At 61.7% G+C, this 20,269-nt stretch carries 23 protein-coding genes; 7 read left to right on the plus strand and 16 right to left on the minus strand.

Features of this window, described 5'->3' with window-relative positions:
* Positions 1 to 42: 42 nt before the first annotated feature.
* The 6 genes from AB4P94_RS18845 to tusD all read right to left on the minus strand — a co-directional run bounded on the left by AB4P94_RS18845 (position 43) and on the right by tusD (position 3,479).
* Entirely contained in the window at positions 43 to 1,038 is a 996-nt protein-coding gene (locus AB4P94_RS18845; protein WP_395606852.1) for a glutathione S-transferase family protein, read from the minus strand.
* Positions 1,039 to 1,126: 88 nt separating this feature from the next.
* Positions 1,127 to 2,128, minus strand: coding sequence for a glycosyl transferase family protein (locus tag AB4P94_RS18850; RefSeq protein WP_395606853.1), 1,002 nt, complete (start codon positions 2,126 to 2,128; stop codon positions 1,127 to 1,129).
* On the minus strand, positions 2,125 to 2,460 hold the full coding sequence (locus tag AB4P94_RS18855) for a TusE/DsrC/DsvC family sulfur relay protein (RefSeq protein ID WP_395606854.1): 336 nt from the start codon (positions 2,458 to 2,460) through the stop codon (positions 2,125 to 2,127). The genes AB4P94_RS18850 and AB4P94_RS18855 overlap by 4 nt, the downstream gene beginning before the upstream one ends.
* A complete protein-coding gene (gene tusB, locus AB4P94_RS18860; RefSeq protein ID WP_395606855.1) occupies positions 2,457 to 2,735 on the minus strand; it encodes a sulfurtransferase complex subunit TusB in 279 nt (92 codons plus the stop codon). The genes AB4P94_RS18855 and tusB overlap by 4 nt, the downstream gene beginning before the upstream one ends.
* Positions 2,735 to 3,085, minus strand: a complete 351-nt coding sequence (gene tusC / locus AB4P94_RS18865) for a sulfurtransferase complex subunit TusC (protein WP_395606856.1) — start codon at positions 3,083 to 3,085, stop codon at positions 2,735 to 2,737. The genes tusB and tusC overlap by 1 nt, the downstream gene beginning before the upstream one ends.
* 1 nt (position 3,086) lies before the next feature.
* Entirely contained in the window at positions 3,087 to 3,479 is a 393-nt protein-coding gene (gene tusD, locus AB4P94_RS18870) for a sulfurtransferase complex subunit TusD (RefSeq protein WP_395606857.1), read from the minus strand.
* Positions 3,480 to 3,636: 157 nt separating this feature from the next.
* Here tusD and AB4P94_RS18875 point away from each other — a divergent pair, with 157 nt between their 5' ends.
* Complete coding sequence (locus tag AB4P94_RS18875; RefSeq protein WP_395606858.1) at positions 3,637 to 4,800, plus strand: CaiB/BaiF CoA transferase family protein; 1,164 nt, start codon at positions 3,637 to 3,639, stop codon at positions 4,798 to 4,800.
* A 92-nt stretch (positions 4,801 to 4,892) separates the two neighbouring features.
* Here AB4P94_RS18875 and AB4P94_RS18880 read toward each other — a convergent pair whose 3' ends face one another.
* A complete protein-coding gene (locus AB4P94_RS18880; RefSeq protein WP_105522930.1) occupies positions 4,893 to 5,387 on the minus strand; it encodes a SprT family zinc-dependent metalloprotease in 495 nt (164 codons plus the stop codon).
* Between the two features lie 129 nt (positions 5,388 to 5,516).
* Positions 5,517 to 6,119, minus strand: a complete 603-nt coding sequence (locus tag AB4P94_RS18885; protein ID WP_395606859.1) for a Yip1 family protein — start codon at positions 6,117 to 6,119, stop codon at positions 5,517 to 5,519.
* Between the two features lie 362 nt (positions 6,120 to 6,481).
* Here AB4P94_RS18885 and ttcA point away from each other — a divergent pair, with 362 nt between their 5' ends.
* Both ttcA and AB4P94_RS18895 read left to right on the plus strand, forming a co-directional pair.
* Positions 6,482 to 7,306: a tRNA 2-thiocytidine(32) synthetase TtcA gene (gene ttcA, locus AB4P94_RS18890; protein WP_395606860.1), complete on the plus strand. Its 825-nt coding sequence runs from the start codon at positions 6,482 to 6,484 to the stop codon at positions 7,304 to 7,306.
* A 67-nt stretch (positions 7,307 to 7,373) separates the two neighbouring features.
* Positions 7,374 to 8,045: a DNA-3-methyladenine glycosylase I gene (locus tag AB4P94_RS18895; RefSeq protein ID WP_395606861.1), complete on the plus strand. Its 672-nt coding sequence runs from the start codon at positions 7,374 to 7,376 to the stop codon at positions 8,043 to 8,045.
* A 125-nt stretch (positions 8,046 to 8,170) separates the two neighbouring features.
* On the opposite strand, the gene AB4P94_RS18900 is transcribed toward AB4P94_RS18895, so the two are convergent.
* Genes AB4P94_RS18900 through arsC form a run of 3 tightly spaced genes read right to left on the minus strand, consistent with a single transcriptional unit; the run spans position 8,171 to position 9,526 of the window.
* On the minus strand, positions 8,171 to 8,578 hold the full coding sequence (locus AB4P94_RS18900) for a DUF2069 domain-containing protein (RefSeq protein ID WP_395606862.1): 408 nt from the start codon (positions 8,576 to 8,578) through the stop codon (positions 8,171 to 8,173).
* Positions 8,562 to 9,176, minus strand: coding sequence for an NAD(P)H:quinone oxidoreductase (gene wrbA / locus AB4P94_RS18905; protein ID WP_395606863.1), 615 nt, complete (start codon positions 9,174 to 9,176; stop codon positions 8,562 to 8,564). The genes AB4P94_RS18900 and wrbA overlap by 17 nt, the downstream gene beginning before the upstream one ends.
* Positions 9,173 to 9,526 carry an arsenate reductase (glutaredoxin) gene (gene arsC, locus AB4P94_RS18910; protein ID WP_395606864.1) on the minus strand — a complete coding sequence of 118 codons (354 nt, stop codon included), beginning with the start codon at positions 9,524 to 9,526 and terminating at the stop codon, positions 9,173 to 9,175. Before arsC ends, wrbA begins: the two co-directional genes overlap by 4 nt.
* 115 nt (positions 9,527 to 9,641) lie before the next feature.
* On the opposite strand from arsC, the gene AB4P94_RS18915 reads away from it, so the two are divergent.
* On the plus strand, positions 9,642 to 10,103 hold the full coding sequence (locus AB4P94_RS18915; protein WP_395606865.1) for a redoxin domain-containing protein: 462 nt from the start codon (positions 9,642 to 9,644) through the stop codon (positions 10,101 to 10,103).
* A gap of 141 nt (positions 10,104 to 10,244) precedes the next feature.
* Here the strand turns inward: AB4P94_RS18915 and AB4P94_RS18920 are convergent, their stop codons facing one another.
* The 4 genes from AB4P94_RS18920 to AB4P94_RS18935 form a co-directional block, all read right to left on the minus strand.
* Positions 10,245 to 10,649, minus strand: a complete 405-nt coding sequence (locus AB4P94_RS18920; protein ID WP_395606866.1) for an META domain-containing protein — start codon at positions 10,647 to 10,649, stop codon at positions 10,245 to 10,247.
* Positions 10,646 to 11,086 (minus strand): hypothetical protein, encoded by a 441-nt coding sequence (locus tag AB4P94_RS18925; protein WP_395606867.1) that lies wholly within the window; start codon positions 11,084 to 11,086, stop codon positions 10,646 to 10,648. Before AB4P94_RS18925 ends, AB4P94_RS18920 begins: the two co-directional genes overlap by 4 nt.
* Positions 11,087 to 11,157: 71 nt before the next feature.
* A complete protein-coding gene (locus tag AB4P94_RS18930) occupies positions 11,158 to 12,147 on the minus strand; it encodes a 2-hydroxyacid dehydrogenase (RefSeq protein WP_395606868.1) in 990 nt (329 codons plus the stop codon).
* Positions 12,148 to 12,315: 168 nt separating this feature from the next.
* On the minus strand, positions 12,316 to 15,069 hold the full coding sequence (locus AB4P94_RS18935) for a response regulator (protein WP_395606869.1): 2,754 nt from the start codon (positions 15,067 to 15,069) through the stop codon (positions 12,316 to 12,318).
* A 205-nt stretch (positions 15,070 to 15,274) separates the two neighbouring features.
* Here AB4P94_RS18935 and AB4P94_RS18940 point away from each other — a divergent pair, with 205 nt between their 5' ends.
* Positions 15,275 to 16,003 carry a response regulator transcription factor gene (locus AB4P94_RS18940; protein WP_395606870.1) on the plus strand — a complete coding sequence of 243 codons (729 nt, stop codon included), beginning with the start codon at positions 15,275 to 15,277 and terminating at the stop codon, positions 16,001 to 16,003.
* On the plus strand, positions 15,990 to 17,348 hold the full coding sequence (locus AB4P94_RS18945) for a histidine kinase sensor domain-containing protein (protein ID WP_395611360.1): 1,359 nt from the start codon (positions 15,990 to 15,992) through the stop codon (positions 17,346 to 17,348). Before AB4P94_RS18940 ends, AB4P94_RS18945 begins: the two co-directional genes overlap by 14 nt.
* A 2-nt stretch (positions 17,349 to 17,350) precedes the next feature.
* Here AB4P94_RS18945 and AB4P94_RS18950 read toward each other — a convergent pair whose 3' ends face one another.
* A complete protein-coding gene (locus AB4P94_RS18950; RefSeq protein ID WP_395606871.1) occupies positions 17,351 to 17,866 on the minus strand; it encodes a DUF2062 domain-containing protein in 516 nt (171 codons plus the stop codon).
* A gap of 135 nt (positions 17,867 to 18,001) precedes the next feature.
* Between AB4P94_RS18950 and AB4P94_RS18955 the strand changes: the two genes are divergently transcribed.
* Entirely contained in the window at positions 18,002 to 20,257 is a 2,256-nt protein-coding gene (locus tag AB4P94_RS18955; RefSeq protein WP_395606872.1) for a DNA internalization-related competence protein ComEC/Rec2, read from the plus strand.
* The last annotated feature ends 12 nt before the right edge of the window (positions 20,258 to 20,269 follow it).

Raw genomic sequence — 20,269 nt, forward strand, 5'->3', positions numbered from 1 at the left:
CGCAGCCCAACGCGGGGCAAGCCCGCTCACCACAGTGACTTATCAGCTACAGACACTTTTACCGTTCAGTTGTGTTCGGTCATGTCGCCCATCAAACTCCTGCACCGGCCCCTTCGGCACAATCCCCGTCGGGTTGATCGTGCGGTGGCTCGCATAGTAATGCCCCTTGATATGCGCAAAATCCACCGTCTCGGCCACGCCCGGCCACTGATACAACTCCCGTAGCCAATTCGACAAGTTCGGATAATCGGCAATCCTGCGCAGGTTGCATTTGAAGTGGCTGTAATACACCGCATCAAAGCGAATCAGCGTGGTGAACAGGCGCACGTCGGCTTCGGTCAGGTATTCACCGGCCAGGTACCGATGTTTGCCCAGATGCTGTTCCAGGTGATCCAGCTCGGCAAACACGTCATCAAACGCACTCTCATAGGCCTGCTGTGACGTAGCGAAGCCTGCGCGGTATACGCCGTTGTTCACGGCGGGGTAAATGCGCTCGTTCAGCGCGTCGATGGTTGCGCGCAGCGGCTCTGGGTAGAAGTCCAGGGTGTTGCCGGTCAATTCATTGAACGCGCTGTTGAACATGCGGATGATTTCCGCCGATTCATTGCTGACGATGCGTTTCAGCTTTTTATCCCACAGCACCGGCACGGTGACGCGCCCGGTGTAGTCGGCCGTGTCGGCGGTATAGCGCTGGTGCATGAAGTCGAAATCATCCAGCTTGTCGCCGGTCGAGCCGTGGGCCTTGTCGAAGGTCCAGCCGTTTTCCAGCATCAACCAGCTGACCACGGACACATCGACTAGGCTTTGCAGGCCCTTGAGCTTGCGCAGGATCAGAGTGCGATGGGCCCACGGGCAGGCAAGGGAGACGTAGAGGTGATAACGGCCGGCTTCAGCCTTGAAGCCGCCTTCGCCACTCGGGCCAGGTGCGCCGTCGGCGGTCACCCAGTTCCGGCGTTGCGCCTGCTCCCGTTGGAATGCGCCGTCTGCGCTACTTTCGTACCACTGGTCTTTCCAGTGTCCTTCGATCAGCAAACCCATGACTGGCTCCTTGGCTAATAAGCGTTGGAGGTCAGTCTAAAGGGCTGAGTTCGATTTAAAAGCGCAAAGACCGGGCGCTAATGATCGATCAAATCGATTTGTCCCGTGCGTCCCAGTATTGCTGGGCCATGACGAACGCCTGTTCCCGTGAATGGCCCAGGCCGCGCAGGGCCAGGGCCATGGTCGCAATCAAGGCCAGTTGCGGGTAACTGTCTTCGACATCACCGCGCCACAGCGCTTTCAAGTGCTCAGGCTCAAGGCTGGCCGGCTTGACGTGGCGCTGGGCGGAGAGGGCGGGCCATTCTTCATCCCAGCTTTCGCCGCCGGTGGTGCCATACAGGTGGCTGGCGGAGTCGGGGTTGATCTCGATCTCGCCGCCATCGCCCTTGACCACAATCACATTGTCGCCCAGCAGGCCACTGGCATCGCGGTGTACACCCTGATAGCCCGGATGGAAAATGCTTTGCAGGCCGAGGCGCGCGTTCAATGGGTTGAGCAGGCGCGCCAGTGAATGGATGGGCGAGCGCAGGCCCAACGTGTTACGTAAATCGATCATGCGTTGCAGTTGCGGTGCCCAGTCGCCCAGCGGGATAAACGCCAGGTTGCCCTGTGCATAGGCCGCTTCAACTTGCTGCCAATTACGACACAGCGGAATCTGCAAGCCTTCCAGCAATTGCTCGGTGTACAGCCGCCCGGCCGTGTGTGCGCCGCCGCCGTGCATGAGGATGCGCACGCCGTTTTGCGCCAGGCATTTGGCGGCCAGCAGGTACCACGGCAAATGACGTTTTTTGCCGGCGTAGGTCGGCCAATCGACATCCACGTTCAATGCCGGTGCGTTCAGGCGTTCGCGCACGGCTTCGGTGAAGCCGGCCAGTTCTTCCGGGCTTTCTTCCTTGTGGCGCAGCAGCATCAGGAAGGCGCCGAGCTGGGTGTCTTCGACTTTTTCGTCGAGCAGCATGCCCATGGCTTCGCGGGCTTCCTCGCGGGTGAGGTTGCGCGCGCCGCGCTTGCCTTTGCCCAGGATGCGCACGAATGGCGCAAACGGGTGCTCGGCAGGGGTTTCAAGGGTCAGCGGGGCAAAGTCGGTCATAAGCAATTCGTCGGCCTGGGCAGGCCCGCCAGCTTGGCGGCGAGTTTGGCGGGAGTGCCATTGAACAGTTTGTTGAGGTGCAGGCTGTTGCCCTTTTCCGGGCCCAGCTTCAAGGCGGTGTACTTGATCAGCGGGCGCGTGGCGGGGGACAGCTGGAATTCGGCATAGAAGCCGCGCAGCAGCTCGAGGATTTCCCAGTGGTCGGCGGTCAACTCCAGGGGCTCGGCGGCAGCCAGGGCATGGGCGACCTCGGCAGACCATTGGTCCAGGTCAACGAGGTAACCGTCCTTGTCCAGTTCGAGGGTGCGCGCGCCTACGGTCAGGGTGTTCATAGCCAGCTGTTGACCTTGTCGTAGTCGAGCGACAGCTGCACAAAACCGGCGTAGTCCACGCTGTCGGCCCAGTCCGGCAGGCACACGCTGCGCGCCTGCATGTCTTCAGCCAGTACAAAGACTTTTACACCTTTGGTTTGCAAGGCCGGGTTATGCAACCCATAAGCACCGTCGCCGCACAGCAGAATGGCGTCATTGGCGCCACACACGCGCAGGCAGCTGGCGAAGCGGCTGTCGGTAAAGGGGGAGTGGGACACCACATGTAAAGTCGACATCAGAGGGTCACCACCTGGTCGTAACGGTCAATCAGTGTAGAGATGCCTTCACCGCTCAGCGGTTGGGCGCTGCTCGGGGGCACCAGCCCGCGTTCGTCGAGGCTGTGGCGGCAGGCGAATACGTCTTCAACGCCAAACAGTTCCAGGGCCTGCAGGTTGGCGCTGAGGTCTTTTTGCTGCACGGCCTTCGCGTCCTGGTGAGGGGCGAGCTGGAATACCCCGTCATCCATGAACAGCAGGCCAATGGGCAGGTCGAACGCGCCACCGGCCAGCACGATATCCAGCGCTTCCCGAGCACCCGGGCCGGACCACGGCGCCTGGCGGCTAATGATCAACAAGGATTTGGACATGTCACGGCCCTCCAAAACAGATCAGGCGGTCGGCGGCCTGCACGGCGTCATGCAGTTGGCCCAGGCCCGACAACGCCCACGGCGCATCGAGGTTGATGGCGCTGCGCTGGTAGCGCGTGGCTTCTTCTGTGTTGAGCACGCCACGGCGCAAGGCGGCGGCGATACACACCACACCGTCGAGCTGGTGCTCGCTGACAAACTCGCGCCATTGGCGGGCGATGTCTTGCTCATCCTGGGGCGTGACGAGGTTATCGGCGGCGTTGTACACACCGTCCTGATAGAAAAACAGCCGCACAATCTCGTGCCCGCCGGCCAACGCCGCCTGGGCAAACAGCAGGGCGCGGCGCGAAGAGGGCGCGTGGGCGGCGGAAAAAACTGCAATCGCAAACTTCATGGAACACTCGGCAAGCAAACGTGGGCCAATGATAAAGCCGCCGCCGCGAAAAAGCCCGCCGTGATCAAAACGGTCACCGTTTGTGACTGTTCCGGCGATTGCCGACGGGCACAAGGCTGCCTAGTCTGTGGGCATTCGAATCTGAAACGGAGTCTCCATGTCAGGCCCCTTGGCGTCCCTCAAAGTGCTGGATTTCTCCACCTTGCTGCCTGGCCCGTTTGCGTCCTTGATGCTGGCGGACATGGGCGCCCAGGTACTGCGTATCGAATCGCCGACGCGCCTGGACCTGCTGCGGGTGTTGCCGCCCCATGACCGGGGCACGTCGGCCAGCCATGCCTACCTCAATCGCAACAAGCGCAGCCTGGCCCTGGACCTCAAGAGGGCCGAGGCGCTGGAGATCGTGTATGAGTTGGTGAAGGGCTATGACATCGTTCTTGAGCAATTCCGCCCCGGCGTGATGGAGCGCCTGGGCCTGGGGTATGAGGCGCTGAAGGCGATCAACCCCAGGCTGATTTATGTGTCGATCACCGGCTACGGCCAGACCGGCCCCTACAAGGACCGCGCCGGGCACGACATCAATTACCTGGCGCTGGCTGGTGTGGCCAGCCACACCGGGCGCCAGGACAGCGGGCCGTTGCCGCTTGGCGTGCAATTGGCCGACGTGGCCGGTGGTTCGCTGCACGCAGTGGTGGGGTTGCTCGCGGCGGTCATTGCGCGGCAGCAAAGCGGGGTCGGGCAATACCTGGATGTGAGCATGACTGACTGCTCTTTCAGCCTGAACGCCATGGCGGGCGCGGGTTACCTGGCGTGTGGCGTGGAGCCGGAACGGGAAACCCATGTGCTCAATGGCGGCAGTTTTTACGATTATTACCGCACGCGGGATGGGCGCTGGATGTCGGTGGGCAGCCTGGAGCCGGCGTTTATGCAGCAGCTCTGCGCGGCGCTGGGGAAGCCGGAATTGGCGGCGCTGGGTTTGTCACCCAAGCTCAAGGGGGCGCTGCAAGTTGAATTTGAGAAGCGCAGCTTTGATGAATTGTGCGAGCTGTTCGCCGGGGTGGATGCATGCGTGGAACCGGTGCTGAGCCTGAGTGAGGCCGTGGAGCATCCACAGTTTAAGGCGCGGCAACTGGTGAGCCAGGTGCCACGAGGGGATGGGTCGACCCAGGCGCAAATTGCCTGCCCGTTGAAATTTTCCGAGGGTTTGCCAGCACCGAGGCACATTGGGGCCGCTGTGGGCGCGCACAGTGATGAAGTGCTGGTGGGCTTAGGGTTCAATGCTCAGCGGATAGCCGAGTTGCGGCAGGCCAAAGTTGTAGGGTGACTGTACGGGTGCCATCGCAGGCAAGCCAGCTCCCATAGTTGATCGGCGACGCGGTCAACATGTGGGAGCGGGCTTGCCCGCGATGAGGCCCGTTATTCCACCCGAGTTTCCCCGGTAAACACCAAGGTCTGCCGGCATCGCCGACACAAGTACCGCCGCCCCTGGGCCACTAGCCCATGGCGCTGCGAGGAGAACGGAAAATCACTGTCCGCGCACGGGCAGCGGTAAATATAGCGGGTCACCTGCCGGCGCTTCACTTCATAGGTATGGCAGCGGTCCGGCGGCAGTTCGTAAACCCCACGCATGATCAATTGCCATTCCTCGCCGTGAGGCTGGATACGCTCGCCAAACAATTGGTGGGCAATCAGATGCGCCACTTCGTGAGCCACGGTCTGTTTCAGGAAGTGTTGGCTGTTTTCACGGTACAACTGTGGGTTGAAGCGCAGCAGGTTCTCGTGCAAATGCGCGACACCGGCCTTCTGGCCCCGCAGCTTGAGGCTGACCTGGGGGCGTTTGAAGCTTCGTTTAAAAAAGGATTCGGCTTGCAGGAAACAATCTTCGACGCGGGTATTGAGTTGCTCGGGCATGCTGACCATATCTCCAGAGAACACCAGTATGCCGCAAAGCTGAGTGTTTCCGAATCTGTCAGGCGCCGAATGGTCATGCATAATGCACAAAGCCACCTTGCGGTGGCCTTGCCTGTGATTTTGAGTGACCTAGTTGGTGTAGATCGGGCCTACGCCGAGTCCCCAAACGATCACCGTAAACGCCATGATCGCCACCAGAACGACGAGCCCTACCGCCAGCACTGAGCTGGAAAACAGGAAACCCTCGTCCGGGTCGATGTTCATGAAGGTGGGCAGCCCCACATACAGCAGGTACACCGTGTAACAGATGGCTGCAGTGCCCACCACCATGCCCAGCCACATATGTGGGTAGAGCGCCGAGAGCCCGCCGATAAACAGCGGTGTGGCGGTATAGGTGGCAAACGCCACGCAACGCGCCATGCTTGGGTTGGCGTCGTAGGTGCGGGCCATCCAGTGAATGAACGCGCCCATGACCGCCACACCGCCGAGCATGGCGACATAGGACATGAGGGTCATCCACAACGCACTTTCCTGGGTCAACATCACCGGCGCACGGCTGCCGATGACCCAACCCACCCGGGTGGTGCCGATAAAGGCTGAAACGGCGGGGATCGCCGCGAGAATCAAGGTGTGAGTGAGGTACATGTGGCCGATGCTTTCTTCCTTATCGCCACGAATTTCCCGCCATTCCCTGTCGGGATGAGTAAAGAGCCCCACGACGTGATGGATCATGCCAGTCACTCCTGTCGTTATTACCATCGCCCCCCGTCGGAGCGCCCACCGGCCAGTTGGCCTGAAAGGTCTGGAGATATGTGCGACCTCAAGTCGCAGTATAGGAAGTGATGACCTGAAAAACTGTAGGGCTTTAGAGCAAATTGCGCTGTAAACATGGGCTCTAATCGCGGTGAGGTCTGTGAGTGGTAATACGGTCGAATGTGGGAGCGGGCTTGCTCGCGAATGCGCAGTGTCAGGTGGTAGATATGTCACTGATACACCGCATTCGCGAGCAAGCCCGCTCCCACATTGGATCTGGGTCGCTCATAACGGTAAAATACCCGGCTTTTCGTCACACACCTCTAGCGGATCCAAGCGCCATGGGCACTCTTACGGTCAACCAGAACAAACTGCAAAAACGCCTGCGTCGCCTGGCCGGTGAAGCGGTCGCCGATTTCAACATGATCGAGGACGGCGACAAGGTCATGGTCTGCCTCTCCGGCGGCAAAGACAGCTACACGATGCTCGATGTGCTGCTGCACCTGCAAAAGGTCGCGCCGATCAAGTTCGAGATCGTGGCCGTCAACATGGACCAGAAACAACCAGGCTTCCCCGAACATGTGCTGCCGGCCTATCTCAAAGCGCTGGGCGTGGACTACCACATCGTTGAAAAAGACACCTATTCGGTGGTCAAGGAGCTGATCCCGGAAGGCAAGACCACGTGCTCGCTGTGCTCACGCCTGCGTCGCGGCACGCTCTACACCTTTGCCGATGAGATCGGCGCCACCAAAATGGCGTTGGGGCACCACCGCGACGACATCGTCGAAACCTTCTTCCTCAACATGTTCTTCAACGGCTCCCTCAAAGCCATGCCGCCCAAGCTGCGCGCCGATGACGGCCGCAACGTGGTGATCCGCCCGCTGGCGTATTGCAACGAGAAGGACATCCAGGCCTACTCCGACTTCAAGCAGTTTCCGATCATTCCGTGCAACCTGTGCGGCTCCCAGGAAAACCTGCAACGCCAGGTGGTCAAGGAAATGCTGGTGGACTGGGAGCGCAAGACGCCGGGCCGTACCGAAAGCATTTTTCGCGCGTTGCAGAATGTACAACCGTCGCAACTGGCGGACCGCAACCTGTTCGATTTCACAGGCCTCAAGATCGACGAAAGCGCTGCTTCGCGCTTCGTCAATGTAGTGAACCTCTAAGCGATTTCCACGCTCTGACACACGGCGCTTGCGGGCGCCGTTTTCAATTCAATTCCCGGGAGAGGGCATGCGCGATTACAAGTGGTTGCACGAATTTTGTCTGAACCGCTTCGGCTCGGCTGCCGAATTGAACGCCCACCTGCCGGTACCCAAGACCCCGGCGCAGTTGCGCAAAATCAGCGATGACCGTTACCTGTCGACCTTGGCGCTGCGGGTATTTCGCGCAGGTTTGAAGCACAGTGTGGTGGATGCCAAGTGGCCAGCCTTCGAGCAGGTATTCTTTGGCTTTGACCCGGAAAAAGTCGTGCTGATGGGCGCCGAGCACCTGGAGCGGCTGATGCAGGACACGCGCATCATTCGCCACCTGGGCAAGCTCAAGAGTGTGCCGCGCAATGCGCAGATGATTCTGGACATCGAGCAGGAGAAAGGCAGCTTCGGCGCGTTTATCGCTGACTGGCCGGTAACCGATATCGTCGGGCTGTGGAAGTACCTGAGCAAACACGGCCACCAGTTGGGCGGGCTGTCGGCCCCGCGTTTTCTGCGGATGGTGGGCAAGGATACCTTTGTGCCGAGTGATGACGTAGTGGCGGCGTTGAATGCGCAGAAGATCGTCGACAAGGTTCCGACCAGCCTGCGCGATCTGGCGATTGTGCAGGATGCTTTCAATCAGTGGCATGCCGAAAGCGGGCGGCCGATGTGCCAACTGTCGATGATGTTGGCGTACACGGTGAATCATTGAGGTTGAGGTGATGCCATCGCAGGCAAGCCAGCTCCCACATTCGACCGCATTCCTTCAATTGAAATGCAATCAAATGTGGGAGCGGGCTTTCCCGCGAAGGCTGCCTGACAGGCACTACAGCTCTATCAGGCCTCGGCAAGCCGCCGATTGAGCTGATGCCGCCAGCGCACATACAGCAGCGCCGTACAAAACACCGCCAGGCTCGCCAGCATCTCCAGTACCCCGAACCACTGCCGGTTCGGGTCATACGCCGCCAGCGCGCCCTTGATGAAATACAGGTTCACCACGAAGCACATCCACGAGTGCCCGCGTGCGCTGCCCAGCAACATGCCTGGGGCCAGTATCAACAACGGCACCAGTTCGATCAGCAGGATTACCCACGGGCGCGCGCCGTGCAGATCGGCGACGAACAGGTAATAGCCGCACAGCAACCCCACCAGACCCAAGAGCGCCAGCAGGCTCAGCACCCGTGCGACCTTGACCCGTGGCGCCAGCCACGCCTGGGGTGGCAGGACCTTAGGCTTCCTGGCCACGGCCGCTCTCCAGCAGGATTGCGGTTTTTGCCAGCCGCAGGCCCAGGGCCCGGCACAGGGTGATTTCATGTTGGTCGAGCATGCGCTTGCCGTCCGGCCCGGAGTGATGGCTGGCGCCATACGGCGTGCCGCCGCCCTGGGTGTCGAGCAGGGCCTGTTCGCTGTAGGGCAGGCCGGTGATCAGCATGCCGTGGTGCAACAACGGCAGCAGCATCGACATCAACGTGGTTTCCTGGCCGCCGTGCAGGCTGGCGGTGGAGGTGAACACGCCCGCCGGTTTGCCGACCAGCGCGCCGGTCAGCCACAGGTTGCTGGTGCCGTCGAGGAAGTATTTGAGCGGCGCGGCCATGTTGCCGAAACGTGTAGGGCTGCCGAGAGCCAGGCCCGCGCAGTTTTTCAGGTCATCGAGGCTGGCGTACAGCGCGCCTTCGTCCGGAATGCTTGGCGCCACCGCTTCGCACTCGGCGGAGATCGCCGGCACGGTGCGCAGGCGCGCTTCCAGCCCGGCCTGCTCAATGCCCCGGGCAATCTGCCGGGCCATTTCGCTGACGGAGCCGTTGCGGCTGTAATACAACACCAGCACATAGGGCGTACTCACGGCAGGATCTCCAGCACGTTTTCCGGCGGGCGGCCAATGATGGCTTTGTCGGCTGTTTCCAGAATCGGGCGCTCCATCAACTTGGGGTGCTCGGCGATGGCGGCGATCAATTGCGTTTCGCTGAGGCTGGCATCGGCCAGGTTGAGCGCCTTGTATTCGTCTTCGCCGGTGCGCAGCAGTTGGCGTGCGCCAATGCCGAGCTTGCCGAGCAGGGCCTTTAATTGCGCGGCGTTCAGCGGGGTTTCCAGGTAGCGCACCACCGTCGGGGTGAGGCCACGGGCTTCGAGCAGTTCCAGCGCACCGCGGGATTTCGAGCAGCGCGGGTTGTGATAAAGCGTCAGATCGGTCATGTGCGGGTCGCATCTTGCGTAAGGTGGCGGGTATTCTACCCGGGCTGTGGCGCGTCCTTAAACCGTAAGAGGCGATAGGTCGCAGCCAATGTTCATTTTTACGAAGGATTACCCCATGACAAGGCGACTGATCGGTGCATTGGCGATCATCACAACCCTGCTGCTCAGCGGCTGCGGTAACGATTACGGCGTTGACCAATATGGCAAGAAAGTGGCGTCCGAGCGCTTGGACAAACAGTGGGTGGTGGTCAACTACTGGGCCGAATGGTGTGGCCCGTGCCGCACGGAAATCCCGGAACTCAATGCCCTGGCCGAGCAGCTGAAAGGCCAGAACGTGGGGGTGTTCGGGGTCAATTTCGATAACGTGCAGGGTGAAGAGCTCAAGGCCGCCAGCGAGAAGCTGGGGATCAAGTTCACCGTGCTGGCGCAGAACCCGGAAGAGATTTTCGACATTCCGCGCAGCGAGGCGTTGCCGGTGACCTACATTATTGATGACAAGGGCAAGGTGCGGGAGCAATTGATGGGTGAGCAGACGGCGCAAGGGGTGTTGGACAAGCTCAAGGCCTTGCGCGGATAAATCAACAACTCAAAACACATGTGGGAGCGGGCTTGCTCGCGAAAGCGGTCTTTCAGCCATATAGATGTTGACTGACCTACCGCTTTCGCGAGCAAGCCCGCTCCCACATTTTGACCTCGCTCAATCCTGAGGTTGGTACTGTCAGCCTTCTTCAAGCCACAGGCGAATCGGCTTGCCTTCGGCCGGCCAGAAACGCGCCTGTTCGATCGGCGAGATGTCCCAGCGCTCGACGCCCTGCAGCGCCTGGAAGAAGCGGTGTTCCTGCTCCATCAAGGCTTCGGCACAGAGTTTGCGGGTGCTGCCGATCTTGCCAAAGCTGAGCTTTTCACCCTCGACGGTGTACGGCGCAAACCAGTGGTTGCAGCCGCCGTTGCCATAGGCGCGGCCATCAGCGCCGAGGGTGACGGTCAGGTGCGCGTAATCCATCAACGGCCGCTCACCAATCCACTCCACCACGTAGCTGTGGTCCTGCTCCAGCTTCACCGCATCACCCGCGCAGCCGGTCAGGCCAACCCCGATGGCGGCGAGCAAAAGCGGGCCTTTCATTGCCCGGCCTGCTGGCATTTCGGGCAGCGGTGCTTGTCGCCCGTGCTGGCCCAGCCCAACTCCTTGATGCGCGCGTTGGCGGCGGGTTGCAACGGCTCTTTGCTCAGCTTGGTTTCCACCGCGAATTCAAATTCGAGCACGGTGGCGCAGCTGTCGCAGTTAACCTTCCAGGTGTGAATCTCCAACTCGCCGAACTTCGGCCCCTGGGCCATGGCGACCCACTGGCCTGCCGGGCGGATGGAGTAGCGCGCATCACCTTCAACGGTCAGGCGCATCGACAGGGTTTTACTGCCGCGCAGGGTGACGATCAGTACGTCGCCATGCTTGATCGAACCACCGTTGCCGGTGATCTGGTAACGGCCCGGCACCAGGGCGCGGCATTCGATCAGGGTGTGTTGCGGGCTCAGCAAGCTGAAGCGGAAATCGTGTTCGGCCATGGATCCTCCAAATAGGCGCGGCATCCTATCACGGGTGCCGGCTCATCATGAGCCCTGTATGTGACCGCTGATCATCCTTCGACAAGGTTCTGCGGCTGGCCCCCGGCCCACGCGGCAATGTTGGCCAGGGTGGTACCGGCGATGGCGGCCAGGGCTTCGCGGGTGAGGAAGGCCTGGTGCGCCGTGATGATCACATTGGGGAAGGTCAGCAGGCGGGCGAGCACATCGTCCTGCAATGGCAGGTCGGAGCGATCCTCGAAAAACAGCTGGGCTTCTTCCTCATAAACATCCAGCCCCAGGTAGCCGAGTTGGCCCTCCTTGAGCGCTTCGATCAGCGCGGGCGTATCGACCAGCCCGCCGCGCCCGGTGTTGATCAGCATCGCGCCGCGCTGCATGTGGGCCAGGGAGCGGGCGTTGATCAGGTGCTTGCTGTCGGCGGTCAGCGGGCAATGCAGGCTGATGATCTGCGCCTGGGCCAGCAGTTCGGGCAGGCTCACATAACGTGCGCCGAGGGCCTGGACTTGCGGGTTGGGGAAGGGGTCATAGGCCAGTAATTGGCAGCCAAACCCCGCCATGATTTTGGCGAACGTGGCGCCGATCTGCCCGGTGCCGACCACGCCGACGGTTTTGCCCACCAGATCGAAACCGGTGAGCCCATGCAGGCTGAAATCACCCTCGCGGGTGCGGTTATAGGCGCGGTGCAGGCGACGGTTGAGGGCCAGGATCAGCGCGACGGCGTGTTCGGCCACCGCGTGCGGCGAGTAGGCCGGCACGCGCACGATGGCCAGGCCCAGGCGCTTGGCGACGACCAGGTCAACATGGTTGTAACCCGCCGAGCGCAACGCGATCAGGCGCGTGCCGCCTTTGGCCAATTGCTCCAGCACCGGCGCGCTGAGGTCATCGTTGATAAAGGCGCAGACCACTTCGTGGTGTTCGGCCAGGGCTGCGGTGTCGAGGTTCAGCCGGGCGGGCTGGAATTGCAGCGCTACGCCTTCGGGCAGTTGCTCGCCGAGAAAGCTGTCGCGGTCGTAGGTTTGGCTGCTGAAAAGAATGACGCGCATCAAAAAGCTCCCTGCACTGACTGAAATAATCACATAACCCCTGTGGGAGCTGGCTTGTGTGGGAGCTGGCTTGCCTGCGATGCAGGCAACTCGGTACATCAGGCATACCCGGGTGATGCCATCGCAGGCAAGCCAGCTCCCACAGAAAAGCCAGCTCCTACAGAAGAGCTAGGCGTTGACCCGGGCTTCGCTGGCCAGCCGGGCAATTGCCATGTCCAGCTCGTCCAGCGCAGCAATGGCCTTGGCGTCGTCCTGCTTGAGCAGGGTTTCCGCGCGCTGGCAGGCGGCGCGCAGTTGCGGTACGCCACAGTAGCGGGTGGCGCCGTGCAAGCGGTGGACGCGTTCGATCAGCGCATTGTTGTCCTTGGCTTCGCGGGCGACAGTAATCGCCGAGCGGTCGGCTTCAAGGGACGCCAGCAACATGGCGAGCATGTCGGCAGCCAGGTCGGCTTTGTTGGCGGCCAGGCGCAGGCCTTCCTCGTGGTCGAGCACCAGCAATTGCACGCCGGGCCCCAGGTTGTCGTTGCTGCGTTCCGGGCCTTGGTTACGCAGGGCCAGACCGGTCCATTTCAACACCACCTGGGCCAGTTGCCGTTCGCTGATCGGTTTGGTCAGGTAGTCATCCATGCCGCTTTGCAGCAAGGCGCGTTTTTCGTTGGCCATGGCGTGGGCGGTGAGGGCGACCACCGGCAGCGGCGTGCCGTGGCGCTCGCTTTCCCATTGGCGGATGGCTTCGGTACTTTGGCGGCCGTCCATGCCGGGCATTTGCACATCCATCAGCACCAGGTCGAAGGTCTCCTGCTTCACCGCGTCGATGGCGGCATAGCCGCTTTCCACGGCATGCACCTTGGCGCCCATGTCTTCAAGCAGGGTTTGCACCAGCAGCAGGTTGGCCGGGTTGTCGTCCACGCACAGCACGCGCGGTGCCCGGCTGGACAGCGGTTCGCCGGGCTCGCTGCGCAACGGGCGCGGGCTGATCAGGTCGGCCAGCGCGCGGCGCAGCTTGCGTGTACACGCCGGTTTGGCCTGCAACTGGCTGTTGGGGTTGGGCACCGACTGGTTGAAGAGCATCTGCTCGGTGGTCGGGCACAGCACCAATACTTTGCAGCCCAGGTGTTCCAGGTCCCACAGGTGCTGGTTGAGACGTTCGGGCGGAATGTCGTTGGCCGTCACGCCGAGTACCGCCAGGTCAATTGCCTGTTCGGTCTGATGGGCGCTGGTGATGCCGTTGGTCAGGCTTTCCAGGGTGTTGAAAGGCGTAACTTCCAGGCCGCAGTCTTCGAGCTGATGTTGCAAGGCCTGGCGCGCCAGCTCGTGGTTTTCCAGCACCGCCACACGACGGCCGAGCAACGGCGCCGAGGGCAGATCGTCAACGTCGTCGCGGGTTTTGGGCAGGCTCAGGCTGATCCAGAATTCCGAGCCCTCGCCCGGTGTGCTGTCGACGCCGATCTCGCCGCCCATCTGCTCGATCAAGCGTTTGGAAATCACCAGCCCCAACCCGGTGCCGCCGGGCTGACGCGACAGCGAGTTGTCTGCCTGGCTGAAGGCCTGGAACAGTGCGCGTACGTCCTGGTTGGACAGGCCTATGCCGGTGTCCTGCACACTGATGCGCAATTGAACGCTGTCTTCTTCTTCGTCCTCAACCATCGCCCGGGCCACGATGGTGCCCTCGCGGGTGAACTTGATCGCGTTGCTGATCAGGTTGGTCAGGATCTGCTTGAGGCGCAGCGGGTCGCCGACCAGCGCCAGCGGCGTGTCGCGGTACACCAGGCTGACCAGTTCGAGCTGCTTGGCATGGGCGGCGGGGGCGAGGATGGTCAGGGTGTCTTGCAGCAAGTCGCGCAGGTTGAATGGCACGCTGTCGAGCACCAGTTTGCCGGCTTCGATTTTCGAGAAGTCGAGAATCTCGTTAATGATGCCGAGCAGGTTGTCGGCGGACTTTTCGATGGTGCCCAGGTAATCCAGCTGGCGCGGCGACAGTTCGCTCTTTTGCAGCAAATGAGTGAAACCGAGGATGCCGTTGAGCGGCGTGCGAATTTCATGGCTCATGTTGGCCAGGAATTCCGACTTGATGCGGCTGGCCTCCAGGGCCTCCTTGCGCGCCAGGTCGAGTTCGATGTTCTGGATTTCAATGGTTTCCAGGTTTTGGCGCACGTCTTCGGTGGCCTGGTCGATGCTGTGCTGCAGTTCTTCCTGTGCGTTCTGCAGGGTTTCGGCCATGCGGTTGATGCCCGAGGCCAATTGGTCCAGCTCCTGGCTGCCGAGCGGCGGCAGGCGGGTTTCCAGGTTGCCGTCCTTGAGCTGCGCCACGGCTTGTTTGATCTGGCCAATCGGCGAGTTGATGGTGCGGCTGATGCGCAGCGCCAGAGCGGCGGTGCAGATCAGGCCGATGGCGATCAACAGCAGGCTGGCGAACAGGCTGCGGTAGCCGCGCAGCAACATGCCGTTGTGGGAAAGCTCCACTTCAACCCATCCCAGCAGGCGGTCGGCTTCGTCGGGAATCAGTTCGCCGGCGAGGTTGCGGTGGCGGCCGAATACCGGCAGCAAGTAGCGCGTGGCGTCATTGCCGGTGCGCTGCAGCAGGTGCGAGCTGTTGCCCACGGGCGGTTGGTTGAGCATGGTCGGGCCCGCGTGGGCGAGGGGCGAGCGGTCCGGCGCAAGGAATGACACGGCGCGTACGTCCGGTTGTTCCAGGGATTGGGTGGCGATGCGTTCGAGCAAGTCGGTGTTCTTGGTGCTCAGGGCAGGGGCCACCAGTGGCGCCAGCTGTTCGGCAATCATTTCGCCGCGTTGCAGCAACTGGGTCTGCAACTCCGAGAGTTGCATCCAGGTGAAATAGCCCCCCAACAACAGGGCCATCAGGCTGGTCGGTAATAAGGTCAGCAACAGTACGCGGCCTTTTATCCCCATTCTTCTAAGCACGCCACTCTCCTGCTACCACATTGTTATCAATGAACCGCGCGGGCATCCGGCCCGCGCCACCTGCGCAGTGTAGCCATTTGCGCGGTGTGGAATCTTGCAAATTAATGACGCACGGCAATCTTTGAGCCGTTGGCCGCCGGCTGGCGATTGCCTGACACAGTTTAATCTTGAATAATCAGCCATTGAGAATGACTTGCAGACGCTAATGAATCCCGCAGTAGTTGGCCTACCCAGTATCCTGACCATCGAAGACGACCCTGTGCTGGGCGCCTATGTCCACGAGCACCTGGGCCGTTGTGGCTTTGAGGTCACCTGGTGCCAGAACGGCCAGCAGGGCCTGCAAATGGCCCGTGACCAGGCATTCGACGTGGTGTTGATGGATATCCTGTTGCCCGGGCTTGATGGTTTATCGATTCTGACTCACCTGCGCCGCAGCCATTCGATTCCGGTGATCCTGATGTCGGCCCTGGGCGCTGAAGCGGATCGTGTCAGCGGCTTTCGCCTTGGCGCTGATGACTACCTGCCCAAGCCATTCAGCATGATCGAGTTGCGTGTGCGCATTGAAGCCATCCTGCGTCGCGTGGCCCTGGACCGGCGGCCATTGCCCACTCGTCTGCCGGCTCGCGACGACTCACGCGCGCTGCGTTTGGACGATGAGCTGTGTGATGTGTTCTATCACGAACACTGGGCCGGGCTGACGCGCAGCGAATACCGCTTGCTGGAAACCCTGCACCGCAGTGCGGACGAAGTCCTCAGCAAGGCCTTTCTTTATCAGCATGTGTTGCAGCGCGGCTATGCCGCCCATGATCGCAGCCTCGACATGCACATCAGCCAGATTCGCCGCAAGCTCAAGGCCATTGGCTACACTGCGCGCGAGGTGCGCACGGTGTGGGGCAAGGGTTATGTGCTGAGCGGTCATGATGAAGGGCTTTGAGCGGCTGCCCGGCAGGCACTCGTTGTTCTGGAAGCTGGCGTGCCTGCTGATCGCCTTCTGTTTGCTGATGATCTGGCTCAGTTGGTCCTGGGGCCGGTATATGGAGGAGCAGAATGCCTATCTCTCCGAGGAGTCCCGGGAGACCCTGCGGGGCTACGCCGCCGGGGCCGAGCTGGCGTGGAATACCCAGGGCAGCGCCGGGGTGGACGCGTGGCTGCACCTGATGACCCGGCGGGAAACCACTTGGGTCGGGGTGATTGGCAATGACCTGCAATCGCTCAGCAGTGCGCCTCTGAGCGATAAGGAAAGCCAGCGCCTGACGTTTCTGCGCGGGCTGGAGTGGCCGGTCAGCCGGCATTCCAAAGGCTTGCCGTGGCTGAAAATCCCGTTTCCCATGGACCCGAGCGCCGGTTCGCTGGTCATCGAGCTGCCGAAACGTTTTATGCCGGGGCGCTATCAGTTGTTCTGGCGGATGGTGACCAACGGCGTGATTCCTGGTTTGTTCACCTTGTTTTTGTGTATCGGCCTTTATCGGCTGCTGATCATGCCGCTCAACCAACTGCGCGAACAGGCCAATGCCTGGCGGGCCGACCAGCTCAACGCGCGCATGTCCCACGAGGCCACCAGCCGCAAGGACGAGTTGGGCGAGCTGGGCCGGGCGTTTGACCACATGTCCGAGCGCTTGCAAGGCACGGTCGTGTTGCAGCAACAGCTGCTGCGCGATATGTCCCATGAGTTGCGCACGCCCCTGAGCCGCTTGCGGGTAGCCTGCGACAGTGAGCAAGACCTCGCGCAATTGCGTGAGCGGCTGGGCCGCGAAGTCGATGCGATGCAGCGTCTGGTCGAAGACAGCCTGCAACTGGCCTGGCTCGACAGCGAGCGTGCGCCGTTGCCCAACGAAGATATTCAGGTGCAGGCCCTGTGGGACATGCTGCGGGAAAACGCGTGTTTTGAAAGTGACTGGCCGGCGTCGCGCCTGCCCTGCCTGTTACCAGCCGAGTGCTGGGTGCGCGGTAACCTGAATGCGCTGGCCCAAGCCCTGGAAAATATCCTGCGCAATGCCATTCGCCATTCGCCTGCGCACGGGTTGGTGAAGCTCGATGGGTGCCGGGAAGGTGATTGCTGGCACCTGTGGCTGGAGGATCAGGGCGGCGGCATTGATGAACAGGACCTGGAGCGCATCTTCGCGCCGTTTACCCGCCTGGAAGGTTCACGGCCCGGGCACGGTGGTTTCGGCCTGGGCTTGAGCATCGCCCGTAACGCCGTTGAGCGTCAGGGTGGCCGTTTGTGGGCGGAAAACACCGGGCAGGGCCTGCGCGTGCATCTGCAATTGCTGGCGCGTTAGTTTCAGGCGCGGCGCTGCTTGCGCTTTTTCCATTGGTGCGCGACCCACCAGCGCCAGTAACCCATGGTCAAGCAATAGGCGAGTGCGCCCAGAACCAGCCCCAATACCACAGAGCCCAGCAGGAACGGCTGCCACAGTGTGCTCAACTGGCCGCTGATCCATTCCCAGGTCAGGTTATCGGGCAGGCTGCGGGGCGGCACGTTCATCAGCCATGCACCGGTCATGTAGGTGCAGATGAACACCACCGGCATGGTGATCGGGTTGGTCAGCCAGACCAGGCTCACGGCGATGGGCATATTGCCGCGCACCGCAATTGCCAGCACCGCCGCCAATAGCATCTGGAGTGGGATCGGTATAAAAGCCGCGAACAAACCCACCGCCATGGCGCGCGCGACGGAATGCCGGTTCAGGTGCCAGAGGTTGGGGTCATGCAGCAACGTGCCGAGAAACTGTAATGACTTGTGTTCCCTGATACTGCTGGGATCGGGCATATACCGTTTGAATAAGCGCCGGGGCATAAGGGGTCCAGGTCAGTTCGAGGGGCAAGTATGCCCGCATTCTATAAACAGAAAATTCAGACTTTGTGACAAAACATCATAGGCCGCGTTTGACGTTCGGCTAAGACTGAGTGGATCACCGCAAAAGGATGATTCATGAGAACAGGGATGTTCGCGTTCGGACTTGGCTTGCTTTCACTGCGATTTTTACCCGCACTGCCGCCAACCGGCTGGTTGCTGGCGATGCCGGTCATGGCATTGATGCTGTTGCCTTGGCGTACCTACCCGCTGGCGTTTTTCCTGCTGGGCTTGAGTTGGGCCTGTGTGAGTGCGCAATCGGCGCTGGATGATCGACTCAGCCCCGTGCTGGACGGGCACACTCGCTGGGTGGAAGGGCGTGTGGTCGGGTTGCCGCAGCACACGGAGACCGGCACGCGCTTTGAATTGGCCGACGGCCGGTCACGCCACGCTCGATTGCCGGCGCGCATCCGGGTGTCCTGGCATGGCGGCCCGCGGGTTCAAAGTGGTGAGCGCTGGCGTGTGGCGCTGACCCTCAAACGGCCATCCGGCTTACTTAACTTTCATGGGTTTGACTATGAAGCCTGGCTGCTCTCGCAACGCATCGGTGCCACGGCCTCGGTTAAAGATGGCGAGCGCCTGGCGCCCGCCGGGCATGCCTGGCGCGATCCGGTTCGTCAGCGCCTGATGGCGGTGAATGCGCAAGGCCGTGAAGCAGCGGTGGCGGCACTGGTGCTGGGCGATGGCTCGGGCCTGGCCGCTGATGACTGGCAAGTCTTGCAGGACACCGGCACCGTGCACCTGCTGGTTATTTCCGGCCAGCACATCGGGTTGCTGGCGGGGCTGATTTACGCTCTGGTCGCAGGCTTGGCGCGCTACGGCTGCTGGCCCCGCGTCTTGCCCTGGCTGCCTTGGGCGTGTGGCCTCGCATTTGCTGCGGCGCTGGGCTACGGGTTGCTGGCCGGGTTTGGCGTACCGGTGCAGCGGGCACTCGTGATGGTCGGGCTGGTGTTGCTCTGGCGTTTGCGCTTTCGGCACCTGGGTGTATGGCTGCCGCTGTTGCTGGCGCTCAACGCCGTGTTGGTACTGGAACCCTTGGCCAGTTTGCAGCCGGGGTTCTGGCTGTCGTTCGCGGCAGTGGCGGTGCTGGTGCTGGCCTTCGGCGGGCGCTTGGGGCCCTGGAGTGTCTGGCAGGTCTGGACCCGGCCACAGTGGCTGATCGCGATTGGCCTGTTTCCGGTTTTACTGGTGCTGGGGTTGCCGATCAGTCTCAGTGCGCCGGTGGCCAATCTGTTTGCCGTGCCGTGGATCAGCCTGGTGGTGCTGCCATTGGCTTTGCTGGGGACTGTGTTGCTGGCAGTGCCTTGGGTAGGCGAGGGCCTGTTGTGGCTGGCCGGTGGGGCGCTTGGCTGGCTGTTCAGCGGGCTGGCGCTTTTGGCCGGGCAATTGCCGGCCTGGGTTGCGGCCGAAGTACCATTGGGTTATTGGCTGGTCAGCGTGGCGGGTGCGGTGTTATTGCTGCTGCCAAAGGGCGTACCGTTTCGGTTGTTGGGTTGGCCGATGCTGTTGCTCGCCATCTTCCCTCCCAAGGAGCAGGTTCCCCATGGGCAGGTGGCGGTGGTGCAACTGGATGTTGGCCAGGGCCAGGCAGTGATTTTGCGTACACGCCAGCATACATTGCTGTACGACGCGGGGCCTCGCTCGGGTACGGTTGACCAAGGCGCGCGGGTGGTATTGCCAGCGTTGAAAAAACTCGGGGTTGGCGCACTGGACATGATGGTGCTCAGCCATGCCCACGCCGACCATGCCGGTGGCGCAGTGGCAGTTGCTCGCGGGTTGCCGGTCGGGCGGGTCATCGGCGGGGAAACCGAAGGCTTGCCTGCGTTCCTCGGCACTCAAGCGTGCATCAGCGGCGAGCGGTGGGCGTGGGATGGTGTGCTCTTTGAGCTGTGGCAATGGCCCGGCGCTACCAGCAGCAATCCCAAGTCCTGCGTACTGCAGGTTCAAGCCAATGGCGAACGCCTGCTGCTGACGGGCGACATTGATCGCGCCGCCGAACAGGCTTTCATCGGGTCGCCGCTGGCAACCCGCACCGATTGGCTGCAAGCGCCACATCACGGTAGCCGCAGCTCTTCATCCGAAGCCTTTGTACAACGGCTTGCGCCTGGGGCGGTGTTGATTTCCCGTGGGCGTGGCAATGCATTCGGTCATCCGCACCCGCAAGTGATGGCGCGTTATCAGGCAATGGGCAGCCGGGTGTACGACAGTGCCGAACACGGCGCGGTGCGCTTGCAATTGGGCACCTTCCGACCCCCGGAGGTTGCGCGCAGTCAACGGCGTTTCTGGCGCGAGGCGCTGCCTTTGTCCAGCGTCGCCAGGGGGCAGGGCCCGTGACAAACGGGCCTG

The organism is Pseudomonas sp. B22129, from assembly GCF_044218875.1.
In the GTDB taxonomy this organism is placed as follows: domain Bacteria; phylum Pseudomonadota; class Gammaproteobacteria; order Pseudomonadales; family Pseudomonadaceae; genus Aquipseudomonas.

Excerpts from the sequence above, each read along its gene's own strand:
- tusC (WP_395606856.1), bottom strand. The coding sequence starts at position 3,085 with ATGTCCAAATCCTTGTTGATCATTAGCCGCCAGGCGCCGTGGTCCGGC.
- AB4P94_RS18955 (WP_395606872.1), top strand. The coding sequence starts at position 18,002 with ATGAGAACAGGGATGTTCGCGTTCGGACTTGGCTTGCTTTCACTGCGA.
- AB4P94_RS18915 (WP_395606865.1), top strand. The coding sequence starts at position 9,642 with ATGACAAGGCGACTGATCGGTGCATTGGCGATCATCACAACCCTGCTG.
- AB4P94_RS18920 (WP_395606866.1), bottom strand. The coding sequence starts at position 10,649 with ATGAAAGGCCCGCTTTTGCTCGCCGCCATCGGGGTTGGCCTGACCGGC.
- tusB (WP_395606855.1), bottom strand. The coding sequence starts at position 2,735 with ATGTCGACTTTACATGTGGTGTCCCACTCCCCCTTTACCGACAGCCGC.
- AB4P94_RS18880 (WP_105522930.1), bottom strand. The coding sequence starts at position 5,387 with ATGCCCGAGCAACTCAATACCCGCGTCGAAGATTGTTTCCTGCAAGCC.
- AB4P94_RS18925 (WP_395606867.1), bottom strand. The coding sequence starts at position 11,086 with ATGGCCGAACACGATTTCCGCTTCAGCTTGCTGAGCCCGCAACACACC.
- AB4P94_RS18885 (WP_395606859.1), bottom strand. The coding sequence starts at position 6,119 with ATGATCCATCACGTCGTGGGGCTCTTTACTCATCCCGACAGGGAATGG.
- AB4P94_RS18855 (WP_395606854.1), bottom strand. The coding sequence starts at position 2,460 with ATGAACACCCTGACCGTAGGCGCGCGCACCCTCGAACTGGACAAGGAC.
- AB4P94_RS18875 (WP_395606858.1), top strand. The coding sequence starts at position 3,637 with ATGTCAGGCCCCTTGGCGTCCCTCAAAGTGCTGGATTTCTCCACCTTG.
- AB4P94_RS18930 (WP_395606868.1), bottom strand. The coding sequence starts at position 12,147 with ATGCGCGTCATTCTTTTCAGCAGCCAAACCTACGACCGCGACAGCTTT.
- arsC (WP_395606864.1), bottom strand. The coding sequence starts at position 9,526 with ATGACCGATCTGACGCTTTATCACAACCCGCGCTGCTCGAAATCCCGC.
- AB4P94_RS18945 (WP_395611360.1), top strand. The coding sequence starts at position 15,990 with ATGAAGGGCTTTGAGCGGCTGCCCGGCAGGCACTCGTTGTTCTGGAAG.
- AB4P94_RS18845 (WP_395606852.1), bottom strand. The coding sequence starts at position 1,038 with ATGGGTTTGCTGATCGAAGGACACTGGAAAGACCAGTGGTACGAAAGT.
- ttcA (WP_395606860.1), top strand. The coding sequence starts at position 6,482 with ATGGGCACTCTTACGGTCAACCAGAACAAACTGCAAAAACGCCTGCGT.
- tusD (WP_395606857.1), bottom strand. The coding sequence starts at position 3,479 with ATGAAGTTTGCGATTGCAGTTTTTTCCGCCGCCCACGCGCCCTCTTCG.
- AB4P94_RS18940 (WP_395606870.1), top strand. The coding sequence starts at position 15,275 with ATGAATCCCGCAGTAGTTGGCCTACCCAGTATCCTGACCATCGAAGAC.
- AB4P94_RS18895 (WP_395606861.1), top strand. The coding sequence starts at position 7,374 with ATGCGCGATTACAAGTGGTTGCACGAATTTTGTCTGAACCGCTTCGGC.
- AB4P94_RS18850 (WP_395606853.1), bottom strand. The coding sequence starts at position 2,128 with ATGACCGACTTTGCCCCGCTGACCCTTGAAACCCCTGCCGAGCACCCG.
- AB4P94_RS18950 (WP_395606871.1), bottom strand. The coding sequence starts at position 17,866 with ATGCCCCGGCGCTTATTCAAACGGTATATGCCCGATCCCAGCAGTATC.